13 protein-coding genes are annotated in these 15,589 nt (G+C 64.4%); 5 read left to right on the plus strand and 8 right to left on the minus strand.

The genetic code is table 11. The features are described 5' to 3' along the window. Position 1: 1 nt before the first annotated feature. Complete coding sequence (gene ligA, locus HAP54_RS25670; RefSeq protein ID WP_166304854.1) at positions 2 to 2,152, plus strand: NAD-dependent DNA ligase LigA; 2,151 nt, start codon at positions 2 to 4, stop codon at positions 2,150 to 2,152. 157 nt (positions 2,153 to 2,309) lie between these two features. On the opposite strand, the gene HAP54_RS25675 is transcribed toward ligA, so the two are convergent. From HAP54_RS25675 to HAP54_RS25685, 3 genes are all read right to left on the minus strand, one after another. Then, complete coding sequence (locus HAP54_RS25675; protein WP_166304857.1) at positions 2,310 to 3,599, minus strand: multidrug effflux MFS transporter; 1,290 nt, start codon at positions 3,597 to 3,599, stop codon at positions 2,310 to 2,312. 232 nt (positions 3,600 to 3,831) lie between these two features. Continuing rightward, complete coding sequence (locus HAP54_RS25680) at positions 3,832 to 5,268, minus strand: IS701 family transposase (protein WP_166306603.1); 1,437 nt, start codon at positions 5,266 to 5,268, stop codon at positions 3,832 to 3,834. Positions 5,269 to 5,409: 141 nt separating this feature from the next. After that, positions 5,410 to 7,239 carry an aminopeptidase P family protein gene (locus tag HAP54_RS25685; protein ID WP_166304860.1) on the minus strand — a complete coding sequence of 610 codons (1,830 nt, stop codon included), beginning with the start codon at positions 7,237 to 7,239 and terminating at the stop codon, positions 5,410 to 5,412. A gap of 238 nt (positions 7,240 to 7,477) precedes the next feature. Here HAP54_RS25685 and HAP54_RS25690 point away from each other — a divergent pair, with 238 nt between their 5' ends. Further along, the gene (locus tag HAP54_RS25690) at positions 7,478 to 7,663 is read left to right on the plus strand and encodes a hypothetical protein (RefSeq protein ID WP_166304863.1); all 186 of its coding nucleotides are present in this window, start codon (positions 7,478 to 7,480) and stop codon (positions 7,661 to 7,663) included. A gap of 7 nt (positions 7,664 to 7,670) precedes the next feature. Here HAP54_RS25690 and HAP54_RS25695 read toward each other — a convergent pair whose 3' ends face one another. The 3 genes from HAP54_RS25695 to HAP54_RS25705 form a co-directional block, all read right to left on the minus strand. Continuing rightward, positions 7,671 to 7,940: a hypothetical protein gene (locus HAP54_RS25695; RefSeq protein WP_166304866.1), complete on the minus strand. Its 270-nt coding sequence runs from the start codon at positions 7,938 to 7,940 to the stop codon at positions 7,671 to 7,673. 79 nt (positions 7,941 to 8,019) lie between these two features. Beyond that, positions 8,020 to 8,523, minus strand: coding sequence for a hypothetical protein (locus HAP54_RS25700; RefSeq protein WP_166304869.1), 504 nt, complete (start codon positions 8,521 to 8,523; stop codon positions 8,020 to 8,022). A 1-nt stretch (position 8,524) separates the two neighbouring features. Further along, entirely contained in the window at positions 8,525 to 9,409 is an 885-nt protein-coding gene (locus HAP54_RS25705; protein ID WP_166304872.1) for a 50S ribosomal protein L11 methyltransferase, read from the minus strand. Between the two features lie 170 nt (positions 9,410 to 9,579). On the opposite strand from HAP54_RS25705, the gene HAP54_RS25710 reads away from it, so the two are divergent. Further along, positions 9,580 to 9,744, plus strand: coding sequence for a Flp family type IVb pilin (locus tag HAP54_RS25710; RefSeq protein WP_166214980.1), 165 nt, complete (start codon positions 9,580 to 9,582; stop codon positions 9,742 to 9,744). A 260-nt stretch (positions 9,745 to 10,004) separates the two neighbouring features. Here the strand turns inward: HAP54_RS25710 and HAP54_RS25715 are convergent, their stop codons facing one another. Continuing rightward, positions 10,005 to 11,606: a phytoene desaturase family protein gene (locus tag HAP54_RS25715; RefSeq protein WP_166304875.1), complete on the minus strand. Its 1,602-nt coding sequence runs from the start codon at positions 11,604 to 11,606 to the stop codon at positions 10,005 to 10,007. Positions 11,607 to 11,785: 179 nt separating this feature from the next. Here HAP54_RS25715 and HAP54_RS25720 point away from each other — a divergent pair, with 179 nt between their 5' ends. Continuing rightward, entirely contained in the window at positions 11,786 to 14,050 is a 2,265-nt protein-coding gene (locus HAP54_RS25720; protein ID WP_166304878.1) for a fused MFS/spermidine synthase, read from the plus strand. A 226-nt stretch (positions 14,051 to 14,276) separates the two neighbouring features. Here HAP54_RS25720 and HAP54_RS25725 read toward each other — a convergent pair whose 3' ends face one another. Beyond that, the gene (locus tag HAP54_RS25725; protein WP_166304881.1) at positions 14,277 to 14,864 is read right to left on the minus strand and encodes a TetR/AcrR family transcriptional regulator; all 588 of its coding nucleotides are present in this window, start codon (positions 14,862 to 14,864) and stop codon (positions 14,277 to 14,279) included. 138 nt (positions 14,865 to 15,002) lie between these two features. Between HAP54_RS25725 and HAP54_RS25730 the strand changes: the two genes are divergently transcribed. Beyond that, positions 15,003 to 15,560 (plus strand): DUF308 domain-containing protein, encoded by a 558-nt coding sequence (locus tag HAP54_RS25730; RefSeq protein ID WP_166304884.1) that lies wholly within the window; start codon positions 15,003 to 15,005, stop codon positions 15,558 to 15,560. Positions 15,561 to 15,589 lie beyond the last annotated feature (29 nt).

Below are 15,589 nucleotides of genomic sequence, written 5' to 3' on the forward strand. Positions count from 1 at the left end.
CATGGCTGTCAAGGCGAAGAAAGCGCTGGTCGACGTCGACAAGCTCACCAAGCCGCAGGCCAAGGTCGAGCTGATGCGGCTTTCACTCGAGATCGAGGCTCACAACGAGCGCTACTACCAGAAGGACGCGCCGACCGTATCCGATGCGGCCTATGACGCCTTGCGGCGGCGCCTGGAAGCGATCGAGGCCAAATTCCCCGATCTCGTCACCAAGGATTCGCCGACGCAGACGGTTGGCGCGGCGCCGGCGCGCGGCTTTGCCAAGGTGCAGCATGCCGTTCCAATGCTGTCGCTCGGCAACGCATTCAGTGACGAGGACGTCACCGAGTTCGTCGAACGTATCAGGCGCTTTCTCAAGCTGGATGCCGACCAGATTCCGGTGCTGGTCGCCGAGCCGAAGATTGACGGCCTGTCTCTCTCGCTGCGCTACGAAAATGGCGAGCTTGTCCGCGCCGCGACGCGCGGCGACGGCTTCACCGGCGAGGACGTGACCGCTAACGTCCGTACCATCAAGGACATTCCGCACACCCTGAAGGGCCGCAACGTTCCGGCAGCCTGCGAAATGCGCGGTGAAGTCTATATGCTCAAGAAGGATTTTCTTGAGCTGAACAAGAAGCAGGCCGCGGCTGACGACACGATCTTTGCCAATCCGCGCAATTCGGCCGCGGGGTCGCTGCGTCAGAAGGACGTGTCGATCACCGCGTCGCGGCCGCTGAAATTCTTCGCCTACACATGGGGCGAGATGAGCGAGCCGCCCGCCGACACCCAGCACGGCATGCTGGAGTGGATGGACAAGGCAGGCTTTGTGGTCAATCCGCTGATCACGCTCTGCAAGAGCGTCGATGATGTCCTGGAATTCTACAACAAGATCGGCGAGGAGCGGGCCTCGCTCGGCTACGACATTGACGGCGTGGTCTACAAGGTCGACCGCCTCGACTGGCAGGAGCGCCTCGGATTCGTGTCGCGCAGCCCGCGCTGGGCGATCGCTCACAAATTTGCGGCCGAGCAGGCAACGACGATTCTCAAGGGGATCGATATCCAGGTGGGGCGCACCGGCGCGATGACGCCGGTCGCGCGGCTCGAGCCGGTCACGGTTGGCGGCGTCGTCGTTTCGAATGCGACGTTGCATAACGAAGATTACATCAAGGGCATCGGCAACGATGGAAATCCCATCCGGGACGGCGTGGACCTTCGCGTCGATGACACGGTTGTCGTGCAACGCGCCGGCGATGTGATCCCTCAGATCGTCGGCGTTGTTCTGGACAAGCCGCGCGGGAAGAAGCCCTACAAGTTTCCAGACACATGCCCGGTATGCGGCAGCCATGCGATCCGCGAGGAAGGTGAGGCGGTGCGCCGCTGCACCGGTGCGCTGATCTGTCCGGCGCAGGCGGTCGAGCGGTTGAAGCATTTCGTGTCGCGACTCGCCTTCGATATCGACGGTCTGGGCGAGAAGCAGATCCAGGAATTCTACGAGGACGGGCTGGTGATGTCGCCTGTCGACATCTTTACCCTTCGCGAGCGGGACGCACGATCGACCAGGAAATTGATGGAGCGCGAGGGCTACGGCGAAACCTCGGTGCGCAATCTGTTCGACGCGATCGATGCTCGCCGCAACATCGAGCTGCACCGGCTGATCTTTGCGCTCGGCATTCGCCATGTCGGGGAAGGCAACGCCAAGCTGCTGGCGCGGCACTACCACACGATCGAAAACTTCCGTGAGGCGATGCTGGCCGCCGCCAAGGGCAGCAAGGACGAAGAGAATACCACCGAGGCCTACCAGGACCTCAACGATATCGATGGCATCGGCGAGATCGTCGCAGATGCGGTGGTCGAGTTCTTTGCCGAGCCGCGCAACGTCAAGGCGCTCGGCGAATTGTTGCACCAGATCGAGGTGAAGCCCGCCGAGCAGCCGCGCAAGAGCTCGCCTGTCTCGGACAAGACCGTGGTGTTCACCGGGTCGCTGACGAAATTCACCCGTGACGAAGCCAAGGCGATGGCAGAGCGGCTCGGCGCCAAGGTCGCCGGCTCGGTGTCCAAGAAGACGGATTACGTGGTGGCCGGCGAGGACGCCGGCTCGAAGCTGACCAAGGCGCGCGAGCTTGGCGTTGCGGTGCTGACCGAGGACGATTGGCTGACGCTGATCGAGGAGTAGGGCGCAACGTCGCCGCAACTCTCCGCTGTCATCACCCGCGAAGGCGGGTGATCCAGTATCCCAGAGACAGTCATTGTTGAGCGGATGGGCCGCGGCGTACTGGATCCCCCGCATGCGCGGGGGATGACGAGGTGAGGGCGTGGCGCGCGCACGCGCCTTACATCATCCCGCTCTCATCCTCCTCCGCCTGCGCGATCAGCTCTTCGCTGACCACCACGTTCCGCCGCGGCACCACGAAGATCATGGTGCAGGCGCAGGCGATCGAGATTGCGAAGATTGCCGAGGTCAGCGGCAGCGTGGTGGCGGAGTGGCCGCCGAGATAGGCGCCGAACTGCGAGATCAGCGCACCGATGCCCTGCTGCAGGAAGCCCATGGCGCCCGACGCGGTGCCGGCGGCTTCTGGGCGGATGCTGATGGCGCCGGCGGCGGAATTGGCCATCACGAAGGCGTTGGCGACCATCACGATCATCTGGGTGCCGAACAGCCAGAGCGGCGCCTGGTTTACTCCGGCAAAACTCCAGATCAGGTTCAAGAGGCTGCCGCCGAGCTGCAGCGCGAGGCCGAACCAGATCAATTTCTCCAGCGAATGCCGCGGCGCGAAGCGCACGCAGAGCAGATTGCCGACAAAGTAGCCGAACCCGGTCATCGCGAACCAGGCGCCATATTCGGCGCTGCTGCGGCCCATCTGGGTCACCACGATGTAGGGGCCGCCGCCGGCGAAGGCGAAGATGATCTGCGACGACAGCACCTGGCACAGCAGGTAGCCGACGAAGGCGCGGTTCGTTATCAGCTTGCCGAGGTCGCCGCGAAAGCTCGCGCTGTCGGCGCGGTCGCGGCGGGTCTCGGGCAGTGCTAGCGCGATGAAGATCGTTGTCGTCAGCGACGCCGCGGTGATGAGATAGAGGATCGCGCGCCAGCCGAATGCGGTCTCCAAGAGACCGCCGGTCAACGGGCTCACCATCTGCGCGATCATCAGCGCGGCGACCACGAGGCTGATCATGGCGCCGACCCGCTCGCGCGGATAGAGATCGCGGATGATGGCACGGCTGATCACCATGCCGCTGGCGCCGCCGAGCGCCTGGAAGAAGCGCGCCGCGATCAGCTGCGGCAGCGTTTCGGCAAACACCGAGCCGATGCCGGCCACCACCATCAGGCCGAGGCCTGCGAGCAGCACCGGGCGGCGGCCGAATCTGTCGGACAGCGGCCCCATGATCAGCTGCGAGAGCGCAATGCCGACCATGTAGAGCGACACCGTCATCTGCGCGATAGAGATGTCGCGGCCGAAATCGGTCGCGAGCACCGGCAGCGCCGGGACCAGCATGTAGAGCGAGATCGGCGCGACGCCCGTCATCACGACGAGCATAAGCAGCATGACCTTCGATGTCGCGATGTTGTCCTTGATGTTGTCTCTGGCCGCGCCGGGCGGCTTGCCCATCACGCCGTGCATTCAGGTCCGATCCAGCATTGTGGAAAGACTGTAGCGTGCCCGTTCGCGCGGAATACGGGTGTTTCGGCATACGCCCATGCGATTTCGGGAGACGCGGCGGTGATGTTTCGTCTCGCGCAATAAGCGCGATGGTCGTCGCCGCGAATTCCGCTGTCGTCCTCCGCGAAAGCGGGGGACCCAGTATTCCAGAGACTCGTGTATGAACACGTCATTCCGGGATGGTGCGTTAGTCCTACTGCGTCACAAACGATGATCTGTCTAGTGGTCGAACTTGATCGCACAACAAGGACATCTCGACAGCGTTCGGACGAGCCCATGTTCGAGGCGCCGTCGCATCGTCGCGATCGAATTTGGAATGTGACGTTGGGTCCGCAGCGGCAAATCCGCGGGGTCTGTAATCTGCGGGAATGCGATCGAGCAGGATCGGCCGGGCGTGCCGAGTGCCTGAGGGGGGAATCGTCTCCCGCTCGGAGATCAGGAATCCGTAGGCTGCGATGCACATTGTTGCGTGATGATGAAAGCCGCGCCAGCCGCGTCCCTCGAAGTGGCCGAGCCCGACCTCCTGCTTGAGTTCCTGATAGTCGCGTTCGATGCGCCAGCGCAATTTAGCCGTCTCAACGAGAGTCCGGAATGCCACATCCTCCGGCAATGTCGAGAGCCAGTATTTGGTAGGCTGGTCCTCGCCTTTTGGCCATTCGATCAGCAACCATTCCTCCAATCGCCGGGTGGTTTGCCAATAATCACGATGCGCGGCACGGACCCGCACGCGGGCAAAGCGCGAGGTCAGCTTTTCGTTCGTTCCTTGCCGCCACGTGATGGTGCGCCAAGCTTTGGCCGGCAGGCCGATCGCGAGCGCCTTGACGGCGGCCGGCTGATGCTGACGGTTGCGGCGCATCAGTTTCGGTGGACGGCCGCGGCCCGACCATGGCTTCGGCGGCAAGGGACCGGTACCGGGCGCCCATACCGTTGTGCTCGACAGAAGACCCGCCACATAGGTCAATCCCAGCGCCGTGATCTCCGTGCGCAGGTCGCTGTTATTGCCATAGCCCGCGTCCATCAGTACGACACCGCGTGGAAGGCCGCTCGCGCAGGCCCACCGCAACTGCTCCAGCGCGATCTCCGGCTTGGTCCGGAAGCCAACTTCGGCAGGAATGCCCACCTTGCGCCGCCGATCGCAGTCCTCAGTCCATTCCTTCGGAAGATAAAGGCGATAAGCGACAGGCAGGCTGGCGTGGTGGTTGGCAATCGACAGTGACACCGCCACCTGACAATTATCCTGCTTGCCGAGCTGCCCGCAATATTGCCGTGCAACTCCAACTGAATGTCGGCCCTGCTTGGGAAATCCGGTATCGTCGATGATCCAGGCTTCGATGGGGCCCTGGCGTTCAATCGCCGGCAGGACCATCTCACGTACCTTGCCCAGCACCTTCTCATCCGACCAGGCGCCGCTGCCGACGAAATGCAGCAGCGATTGATGCTGGGCGGCCGTCCGTTCCGGAGCTGTCACCGCCGCCATCGACTCCACGCTCTTGCGACCGCCACAGGCCATCAGGCCGACGCAATAGTCGCGCAGCGGCGCCTTCCGATCAGCATGACCGATGACACTGGCAAGCCCTTCCAAATACGTCGCAAATCGCTTCTCGCTCGTCTTGGTGCCACGCCCGCTCATGTCGGCCTCTCGACTGATGGTCCGTGCTTCATCCATCGCTGATTCTGGCCGGCGGTTTTGTGACTCAGTCAGATTAGCACCAGACCCGGAATCTCGAGATTCCGGGTTCGATGCTGCGCATCGCCCCGGAATGACGGAACGTCACTTCAGCACAGCCGTCGCCTCATCCAGCCACAGCTTCGTCGCGTTGTCGTCGAGATGCGGACGCACCACGCGCGCGACGCGGGCGTGGTAGTCGTTGAGCCAGGCCAACTCGTCTTGGCTCAGCAGGCTGACCTCGATCAGGCGGCGATCGATCGGCGCCAGGGTCAGCGTCTCGAAGGCGTTGACCGGCTTCTCGGCGCCGGCAATGTCGGTGCCGATCACGAGCTCGAGGTTCTCGATCCTTATGCCGTAGGCGTCGGTCTTGTAGTAGCCGGGCTCGTTGGACAGGATCATGCCGCGCTTCAGCGGCGTGGTGCCGAGCTTCGAAATCCGCGCCGGCCCTTCATGGACGCTGAGATAGCTGCCGACGCCGTGGCCGGTGCCGTGCTCGAAATCGATCCCGGCCTGCCAGAGATATTGCCGCGCGAAGCTGTCGAGCTGCGCACCGGTGGTGCCGTCGGGGAAGATCGCACGCGCGATCGCAATATGGCCGCGCAGCACGCGGGTGAAGCGGTCGCGCATCTCGTCGCTCGGCGTGCCGATCGCGATGGTGCGGGTGACGTCGGTGGTGCCGTCCTGATATTGCGCGCCGGAATCGATCAGCAGCAGGTCGCCGGGCGCGATGCGGCGGTTGCTCTTGCGCGTCACGCGGTAATGCACGATGGCGCCGTTCGGCCCGGTGCCGGCGATGGTAGGGAACGAGACGTCCTTCAGCGCGCCGGTCTGGCGGCGGAACGTCTCCAGCGCCTCGACGGTGTCGATCTCGGTGAGGTGGCCTGTGGGCGCCTCGCGGTCGATCCAGGCGAGGAAGCGCGCCAGCGCCACCGCGTCACGCTGATGCGCTGACCGGGTGCCCTCGATCTCAGTGATGTTTTTCACCGCCTTCAGCAGGCTGACCGGGTCGTTGCCGCGCACCGGCTTGCCGCCGGCGCCAGCGATCAGGCGGCTCAGCGCGTCCGCGGCGGTCGCGCTGTCCAGCGCGATCGAGGCGCCGCGCTTGGCGAGCTCGGTGAGTTTTGGCGCCAGCGCCGCCGGCTCCTCGACATCGGCGGATTGCTCGAGATGGTCGCGCGTCGCGTTCGACAGCTTGCGGTGATCGATGAACACCAGCGGCCGGCCGTCCTTCGGCACCAGCGCGTAGGACAGAGGCAGCGGCGTATGCGAGACGTCGGCGCCGCGGATGTTGAAGGCCCAGGCCACCGCGTGGCTGTCGGACAGCACCAGAGCATCGACCCCGAGCTTGTTGATCTCGAGCCGGATCCGCTTGAGCTTCTCGGCCTCGATCTCACCCGAAAACTGCGCACCGTGGATGCTGACCGGACCGAGCGGCGGGGCCGGCCGCTCGCTCCAGATCGCATCGACCGGGTTGCGGTCGACCGCGACCAGTTCGGCGCCGGCCTTGGTGCAGGCCGCCGCCAGCCGTTCCGCTGCCGCAGAAGTGTGCAGCCACGGGTCAAATCCTAGGCGGTCGCCGGCTGAGAGGTGCCGCGTCAGCCAGTGCTCCGGCGGCGGCTCGACCAGCGGCTCGACCTGCCAGGCCTTGGCGTCGACCTGCTTGCCGGCCTGCAGCGTGTAGCGGCCGTCGACGAACAGGGCGGCCTGCTTGCTCAGCACGATCGCGAGCCCGGCCGATCCGGTGAAGCCGGTCAGCCAGGCGAGCCGCTCCTCGGACGCCGCAACATACTCATTCTGCTGCTGGTCGGCGCGCGGAACCACAAACCCGGTCAGCTTGCGCCGCGCCAGCTCCTCGCGCAGCGCGCTCAAGCGCGCGGTCAGCGCCACGCCGCCTTCAGGCTCTTCGAACGTCTGGAAATGGGCTTCGAACATCGCTGTCGCACTCTCTTCGGATGGCGCATGATCTTCGCGCAAACGCGGCGCCTTTGTCGCGCCGGAAAGCCGGTTGTCCACCTTGCGCCACGCGGTCAGGCCTGACCATTATTTTGGCATAACTTATGCTTGAATCGTGGCATAGTAGAAATGACCGGACGATGTCCACTGCGCGTCCTTGGTCAAGCGTACGGGGGGTGTCCAGGAGTGTCTCAACTCAACGGTGAGGAGATGCACGATGCCTGCATTCACGTTTGAGAAGATCTCGCCGCCGGTCCCCCGCGGACCGGTCGCGCCGATCGAACAGAAGCAACGTGGCGTCATCGTCCAGATGCTAGACCGTTTCGTTGAGGCGCGTGCCAGGCGCGCAGCCAGTCAGGACAAGGTCGAGACTCCCGGCCGCGATCCAGCGCCGTCCAAATAGCTCTCCTTCAATCATCGTGACGCTGGCCGAGGTACACGCCTCGGTCCCGGTCTTCGTACTCCAGAGGATATGATCCGCTGGGCCAGCCACGCTCGCGACCGTCATTGCGTACCCGCGGCCGGCTGTCATGACGCCCGGTTGGATAACCGCGATAGGGTTCGCCGGCATGGCTGCGGTCGGTGACGAGGCGGATGCCGGCGCCTTGGGCGTTGGCGACCGCCGGAGACGCGACAGCGAAGATCGCCGCGATGGTGAAGGCGCGAGTGGGACGTTTCATGCGGACGGTCTCCTTCGCCGAGATCACGAACAGGATCGCGGACCAACGCTTGATGATGCCTGCCGTTGCAGGGGTCTGACTATTCCAGGTCGGACGCCTTCGCCACGGTCACGTTGACGACCTTTGTGCCTTCGAGCTCGCGCACGATCCGCGCATCGGGCCCGACGATCCCCAGATCGAATTCACGCTCCGCCGTCAGCAGCGTGATGCGCTGACCGACGATGACGACGACGGTCATGTCGAGCGTCTCGCCGGACAGCGCCCATTCCCTCAGCTCATTGCGGAACGGCTCCCTGCGCCAGGCGTCTGGGAAGCCCGGATCGCATCTGACCTCGAGGCCGTCGTTCGATGTGGTCAGGACAAGCTTCGACCGGGAGGGCTTCCAGTGCTCCTCCAGGAGTTCGTTGACGAGCCAGACGCAGCTGAACGAGCGGCATTCCTCCGGCCGGCTCGGGTAGATCCGGCAGCCGCGCCCCGGCTTGCAATGCGGGCACCAGGCGTTGGCGGGCTTCGCCAGCTCCTCGATCGCCATCACCTTGCAGCAGAGCGTGCAGTCGCCGCACTGTCTGCCGGTCGCGGTCATGTCACCTCACCGAGCGCAGCAGCAGGCTGCTCCAGCCCTCGATTCTGAGATGCCGTAGCGGCACCAGCCCGCGGGCGCGGTAGGCGGCGATGACAGCCGGCGCCTGGTGGGTCAGCAGGCCGGAGAGGATGACCTGCGCCGACGAAGCGAGGTGGCGAGCCATCGGCCCCGCCAGCTGGCGCAGCGGATTGGCCAGGATGTTGGCGAGCACCAGATCGAACGGCCCATCCCCGGCAAAGCGCGGCGACGCAAAGCCCGTGGCGCGGATCACGTCGACCAGATGACCTGCCCCGTTCAGGCGGGCGTTCTCCTCAGCAACCTGGACGGACGGCGGATCGATATCGCTGGCCAGCACCCGGCCGTGCAGCGCCTTGGCGGCGGCAATCCCCAGCACGCCGGTTCCGGTGCCGAGGTCGAGCACGCGCCGGGGCTGATAGGCCTTCAGCACGTGGTCGAGCAGCAGCAGGCAGCCGCGCGTGGTGCCGTGATGGCCGGTGCCGAAGGCGAGCGCCGCCTCGATCTCGATCCCGAGCTTGTTGGGCGGAATCCTGTGCCGGTCATGCTGGCCGTGGACGATGAAGCGGCCGGCCGCGACCGGGACGAGGTCCTCCAGGCTGGCCTTGACCCAGTCCTTTGCCTCAACAATATCAAAGACTAAAGTCTCTGCGACATCCTGCCGCACCACCAGTCCGACCAGCTCGCGCAGCAAGGATTGGTCCGGCGGCTCGGCAAAATGGATGGTGACGTCCCAGCGGCCGTCCGGCCGCTCGAAGGCTGCAAAGGCCGCCTGATCCTCGAAAAACAACTCGGAAAGCGCGTCGACCACGCGTTTTGCGGTCGATTCATCTGACAGGGTGATGCTGGCGCGGTGTGTGGACGGGGTCATCGGAGGCCGGTAGCGCGTTTTTTGTTAAAATTTCAAGCTGGATTCATTCGAATATCGCGAGAATTGATAGGTTCCCGGTTCAGACAACCTTAGATGTTACCGTACTAGTACTGGTTCCGGCAGCGGAACTCCCGTTGCTCCAAGGCATCACAACCAAGGGCAGGGCTGCAATGAAGGCTTTTATCGTTAAGTTCTTGAAGAACGAATCCGGCGCGACCGCCATCGAATACGGACTGATCGCGACCGGCATTGCCATCGCCATCATCGCTGCGGTGAATGGCGTCGGCACGGCGCTGAGCGGGACCTTCAACTCGATCAGCGGTTCCCTGAAGTAATTGCGCAGACGGCGTTCTCAAAGCAAACACCGGGCAACGACGCCCGGTGTTTTCTTTTTGAACAGGTCGTCCACAGAGTTCCACGCAACTTGCCAACCGGATATGCGGGGCGTTGTCCCGGGGTTGTCAGCCGCTGCTGCACAGCCAGTCCACCGGCTTTCCAGCGCAACGCACCGCGGTTCACTCGCGGCCCATCCACAGCTTCTCAACAGACCTGTCCACAGCTTGCCACGCCATGACCGCGCGGTCCGTCGTCCGCCCTATGCGAACAGCGCGCGATGGTCGGCCAGGATGGCGCGGGCGGCATTGTGGCCGGGGGCGCCGGTGACGCCGCCGCCGGGATGGGCGCCGGAACCGCAATGATAGAGGCCGCGGAGCGGGCCGCGGTAGTCGGCATGGCCGAGCATCGGCCGCGCCGAGAACAACTGGTTCAGCGTCAGCGCGCCGTGAAAGATGTCGCCGCTGAGGAGGCCGAACTGCCGTTCCAGGTCGAGCGGCGACAGGATTTGGCGGCCGACCACGCTGCCTGCGAAGCCGGGGGCGTAGCTGTCGACGGTTGCGATCATCAGATCGGCGACCTCCTCGCGATGGTCGTCCCACGATTTTCCGTCGGGCAATTGCGGTGCGACGTGCTGGCAGAACAGGCTCGCGACATGCTGGCCCGGCGGGCTCAGGCTGTCGTCGAGCGTCGAGGGGATCAGCACCTCGACGACGGGCGCGCGGCTCCAGCCGAATTCGCGCGCATCGCGCCAGGCGCGATCCATGTAGTCGAGACTTGGCGCGATAATGATTCCAGCGGTGAGGTGATCGCCCGCACCAGGCAGCGCGGTGAACGAGGGCAGGGCGCGGAGCGCCACGTTCATCCTGAACGTGCCGGAACCATTCTGCCACCGCGAGATGCGCGCGCGGAATTCGGATGCCAGTGCGCCTGCCGGCACCAGGCGTGTGTACAGCAGCTTCGGATTGACGTTCGAGACGACGTATTTGGCGCGGATGGTCTCGCCATTGTCGAGGATGATGCCAGTGGCGCGATCCTTCTCGACGATCACCTCGCGCACGGGCGCATCAGTCTCGATCTCGACGCCATGGCCGCGCGCGGCGCGCGCCATCGCCTGGGTGATCGCGCCCATGCCGCCGATCGCGTGGCCCCAGACCCCCTTCTTGCCGTTCACCTCGCCAAACGCATGGTGCAGCATCACATAGGCCGAGCCGGCGGCGTAGGGGCTGGCATAGTTGCCGACGATGGCGTCGAAGCCGAACAGCGCCTTGACGAGATCGCTCTCGAAACGCTCGTCGAGCATCTCGCCGGCCGAGCGCGTGAACAAATCGAGCAGATCGCGCTGCTGCTCGAGCGACAGCCTGCGCAGGATGTTGGCGGTGCCGAGCGCATTGAAGGCCTCGCTCACCGCACTGACGCCAAAGCCCTCGACAAGGTTCGGCGGTGCGCGCAGCACGAATTGGCGCAGCACGTCGGCGATGGCTTCGAGTTCCCCGGAGAACACGCCGATCGTGGCAGCGTCCCGCTGGCTGAGCTTCGCGACCGATTGCTGGGTGCGGCCTTCGCCGGTCAAGAGATAGCTGCCGTCTGGCGCAGGGAGGAAGTTCTGGGCGCGCCGCTCGACGATCCTGAGGCCATGATCGGCAAGTTTCAGGTCAGACATGATTTGCGGGTTGAGCAAACTGACCGTGTAGGCGGCAACCGAATTGCGGAATCCCGGACAGAACTCCTCGGTCACGGCGGCGCCGCCGACCACCTTGCGGCGTTCCACGACCTTCACCCGCAACCCTGCCATCGCAAGATAGGCCGCGCAGGTGAGGCCGTTATGCCCCGCACCGATGATGACGACGTCTGTCTCGTTCATGTCCGCTTCAAGAAGCAGTGATTAGAGCACGTGCTGTGGCGCCGCAGCGCCGCGTCGTCAAGTCCGCGTGACCGTGGTTTCTTGTCCGTGATACTGCCTTATGCTCAATTCGCCTCCTCCGGTGCGCTGCCGCCGGACCGTCCGCTTCCGGCGCCCGCCGGGTCCATGCCGGAGCTTTCATGACATCTGAGCCGTCCGCCTCGCGAAACCGGCTGGTGCTGGTCGTCTATACCGCCGCGATCTTCGTCAGCGCCCTGTTGCTGTTCTCGGTGCAGCCGCTGTTCACCAAGATGGTGCTGCCGCGGCTCGGCGGCTCGCCTGCGGTGTGGTCGGTGGCGATGGTGTTCTTCCAGTCGCTGCTGCTCGGCGGCTACGCCTATGCGCATCTCCTGATGAAGCTGAACAGCCGTGTCGTGCCGATCGTGGTGCATCTCGTGCTGCTCGTCATTGCGTTGCTGACGTTGCCGCTGTCGATCAAGAGCGGCTGGGGCGAGCCGCCAACTTCGGGCTATGCGATCTGGCTGCTCGGCCTGTTCGTGGTCTCGATCGGCCTGCCGTTCTTCGCGCTCGCCGCCAACAACCCGCTGCTGCAGGCCTGGTTCGTGCGCACCGGCCACCCCAATGGCCCCGACCCGTATTTTCTTTACGCGTCGTCGAACATCGGCAGTTTCCTGGCGCTGTTGTCCTATCCGGTGCTGCTCGAGCCGATGTTCACGTTGCGCACCCAGAACCTGATCTGGACCGGCGGCTATGGTCTTTTGATCGTCCTGATCGCGGGCTGTGGCGTGCTGCTGTTGCGATCGCCGGCCAATGCCGGCGCACTCAACATGTCGGCCGACGACGCCAACGCGACGGCGCCGTCCTGGCCGCAGCGGGCGCGCTGGATCTTCCTCGCCGCCGTGCCGTCCGGCCTGCTGATCGCGGTGACGGCGCATATCTCGACCGACGTCGCGGCCGCGCCCCTGCTCTGGGTGCTGCCGCTGTCGCTGTATCTCTTGACCTGGGTGCTGGTGTTCCAGTCGCGGCCGCTGCTGCCGCACAAATGGATGCTGCTGGCGCAGCCGCTGGCGATTGCCGGCGTCGTGATCCTGCTCGCGGTCGGCGGCGAGCAGAACCTGCTGCTCACGCTCGGCGGCCATCAGATCTGCTTCTTCATCATCGCGATGGCCTGTCACGGCGAACTGGCGCGCACCCGCCCGGCCGCGAAATACCTCACCGGCTTCTACGTCGCGCTGTCGTTCGGCGGCATGGTCGGCGGCCTGTTCGCTGGACTTATTGCGCCTTTTACTTTCTCCTGGGTCGCCGAATATCCAATCCTGCTGGCGCTCGCCGCGCTGTGCCGCCCGCCCGGCGGCGCCGAGCGGCTGCCGCGCTGGAGCGCCTGGTACTGGCCTTTCCTCGCGGTACTGGCGGTGGCGCTGATCGCGCCATCCTGGTCGGCGGGCGACATCTTCAACTGGCTCGACGACCGCAGGGTCTGGATGATCGGCGCCGTCGGCGTGCTCTCGGCGCTGCTGGCGCTCGCGCTCAACGCCAATCGCTGGAAGATCTTCGCCACCGTCGTCGTCGCGCTGGTGGTGCTGCGCGCCTATCCGTCCGACGACGGCCGCGTCGAAACCGTGCGCAGCTTCTTCGGCGTGCACAAGATCGTGGTGACGCCGAACGGGCAGTATCACGTGCTGATGCACGGCACCACGATCCACGGCGCCGAGAAGTTCAGGAACAACGACGGCACGCCGGTCACCGGGCGGCCGGAGCCGATCAGCTACTACCACAAGGACGGCGGCATCGGGCAGGCGATCACCGCCATCCGCGAGCGCAAGGGCGCGCCGCTGAAGGTCGCAGTGATCGGGCTCGGCTCGGGGACGCTGACCTGCGCCTCAGTGCCCGGCGAAGACTGGCGTTTCTTCGAGATCGACCAATCGATGGTCGACACCGCGCGCGACCCGAAATACTTCACCTACATCCAGAACTGCGAGCCGAACCTGAAGCCCGTGATCGGCGATGCGCGGCTGACCTTCGCCAAGGAGCCGGACGGCGTCTACGATCTCATCATCGTCGACGCCTATTCGTCGGACGCGATCCCGATCCATCTCGCCACCGAGGAGGCGATGGCGATCTACAAGGAGAAGCTGGCGCCGCAGGGCGCGGTCGTGATGCACGTCTCCAACCGTCACCTCGAACTGTCCAGCGTCGTGGTCGGCATCGCCGATGCCAATGACATGAAGAGCTGGGTCTATAGCGAGGATTCCGGCCGCGACAACGAGTACATCTTCTCGACCTCGGTCGTGGTCTCCGCCCGCGAGGAAGCTGATGTCGGCAAGCTCGCATCGTCGGATGTCTGGACCGAGACCGAAGCCGACGAGAAGCAGCGGGTCTGGACCGACGATTATTCGAACGTGCTGGGTGCGGTGTACCGCCGCCTGCGCGACGGCGAGCAGTAGGCTTGAGGTTCACCTCTCCCCATCAGGGAGAGGTCGATTTGCGCAGCAAATCGGGTGAGGGGCCGCAGCTCCAACGAGAGACCGCAACCCCTCACCCGGCGCTACGCCAGAGCCGAAGCTTCGCTTCGGCGTTCTTTTCGTGGACGGCCGCCGCGGGCGGCCTATGTCTCCCAAGGGAGAGGTGGAGTTCGGCAGCCGCTCCGGCTCAAGATAACCTCATCCTGCTCTAGCGATCCGCTACCAGCAGCTTCGCGATCTGGGAGTTGACGATTGCGACGAACAGCTCGGGATCGTTGAACGCCCGCGCAGAGAGCATTGCGCCGTGAACCGATGCCATCAGCATTTGAGCCTCATCTTCCGGCCGCTTGTTCAAGTGGAATAAGTGCTGCTCTGCGCCGGCCTGCAGCACCGATGTCAGCCATCTTGCGAGACCATGGAAATGAGCCCGGACGCGTGAAGCGACCTCGTCCGGCAACATCGGCATCTCGCCGGCAAGCATCGCGCAGACGCAGAAGGGCAGCGAGGCATCCCGAATGCACGTCTGCCAGAAGTTCAGATAAGACTGCAGTTGTTCGGTCGGGCTCGAGAACTGCTCCTGGAGAGACCTCAGGCCCAGTTCCGCCTGCCGCCGGTAGCGATCCACCAGCACCGAGACCAATTCGGCCTTGGTCGGGAAGTGATGGTGAATGCTCGCCTTCCTGATGCCGATCGCATCGGAAATGTCGGCATAGCTGAACGCGTTGTAGCCTCCCGCGACGATGAGAGACTGGGCGACATCGAGAATTTTTTCCGAAGTCGAAATCGTCGGGTTCATAATGGCGCCTACCTTCCAGTAGGTAAGCTTGTCAAGCTATCCCAGCTCTCCCGTCCCACACAAGAAGGTGTCCGAGCGTCGGATTGACTCAAAACCGTCATCTTCCTACTAGTAGGAAGGTAAGCAAGGAGCCTGTCAATGCAAAGCCACCTTTCGACCCAATCCACCTGGTTGCGATCGTATTATTTCGGCCGCGGCATATTCTCGATCGCCTGGGTTGCCGCCGCCGTTCTGTTCAGGGGGCAACCCGGCGTCACCGCGTTTTTGCTCGTGATCTACCCGGCATGGGACGCCATCGCCAATCTGGCAGACGCCCGGGTCAATGGCGGTCTGAAGGCCAACCCATCCCAGGCATTGAACGTCGCGGTCAGCACGGTAACAGCGCTCGCCGTGATCGCAGCGGTCAGCCACAGCACATATGCCGTGCTGGCCATATTCGGAGTCTGGGCGATCCTTTCCGGTCTGCTGCAGCTGTACACGGGAGCAAGGCGCTGGCGTCATTACGGTGCGCAATGGGCAATGATCCTGAGCGGCGCGCAGTCGGCCCTCGCCGGTGGCTACATGATCAGCCAATCCATTGGCACCGTCGCGCCAACGATTCTGGATGTCGCTCCCTATGCGGGGTTCGGCGCGTTCTACTTCCTGGTGTCCGCAATCTGGCTCGTTGCGACAGCTTATCGCAACGCGCATGCGTAAGAGGGGCCTCGCATCGGAGAGCGCGCAGG

It is taken from the genome of Bradyrhizobium sp. 2S1, assembly GCF_011516625.5.
GTDB lineage: Bacteria > Pseudomonadota > Alphaproteobacteria > Rhizobiales > Xanthobacteraceae > Bradyrhizobium > Bradyrhizobium septentrionale.

What these genes read in the sequence shown, in the direction of transcription:
- HAP54_RS25710 (WP_166214980.1), top strand. Translation starts at nt 9,580, where the DNA reads ATGAAGGCTTTTATCGTTAAGTTCTTGAAGAACGAATCCGGCGCGACC.
- HAP54_RS25690 (WP_166304863.1), top strand. Translation starts at nt 7,478, where the DNA reads ATGCCTGCATTCACGTTTGAGAAGATCTCGCCGCCGGTCCCCCGCGGA.
- HAP54_RS25730 (WP_166304884.1), top strand. Translation starts at nt 15,003, where the DNA reads ATGCAAAGCCACCTTTCGACCCAATCCACCTGGTTGCGATCGTATTAT.
- ligA (WP_166304854.1), top strand. Translation starts at nt 2, where the DNA reads ATGGCTGTCAAGGCGAAGAAAGCGCTGGTCGACGTCGACAAGCTCACC.
- HAP54_RS25680 (WP_166306603.1), bottom strand. Translation starts at nt 5,268, where the DNA reads ATGAGCGGGCGTGGCACCAAGACGAGCGAGAAGCGATTTGCGACGTAT.
- HAP54_RS25705 (WP_166304872.1), bottom strand. Translation starts at nt 9,409, where the DNA reads ATGACCCCGTCCACACACCGCGCCAGCATCACCCTGTCAGATGAATCG.
- HAP54_RS25715 (WP_166304875.1), bottom strand. Translation starts at nt 11,606, where the DNA reads ATGAACGAGACAGACGTCGTCATCATCGGTGCGGGGCATAACGGCCTC.
- HAP54_RS25700 (WP_166304869.1), bottom strand. Translation starts at nt 8,523, where the DNA reads ATGACCGCGACCGGCAGACAGTGCGGCGACTGCACGCTCTGCTGCAAG.
- HAP54_RS25685 (WP_166304860.1), bottom strand. Translation starts at nt 7,239, where the DNA reads ATGTTCGAAGCCCATTTCCAGACGTTCGAAGAGCCTGAAGGCGGCGTG.
- HAP54_RS25720 (WP_166304878.1), top strand. Translation starts at nt 11,786, where the DNA reads ATGACATCTGAGCCGTCCGCCTCGCGAAACCGGCTGGTGCTGGTCGTC.
- HAP54_RS25725 (WP_166304881.1), bottom strand. Translation starts at nt 14,864, where the DNA reads ATGAACCCGACGATTTCGACTTCGGAAAAAATTCTCGATGTCGCCCAG.
- HAP54_RS25675 (WP_166304857.1), bottom strand. Translation starts at nt 3,599, where the DNA reads ATGCACGGCGTGATGGGCAAGCCGCCCGGCGCGGCCAGAGACAACATC.
- HAP54_RS25695 (WP_166304866.1), bottom strand. Translation starts at nt 7,940, where the DNA reads ATGAAACGTCCCACTCGCGCCTTCACCATCGCGGCGATCTTCGCTGTC.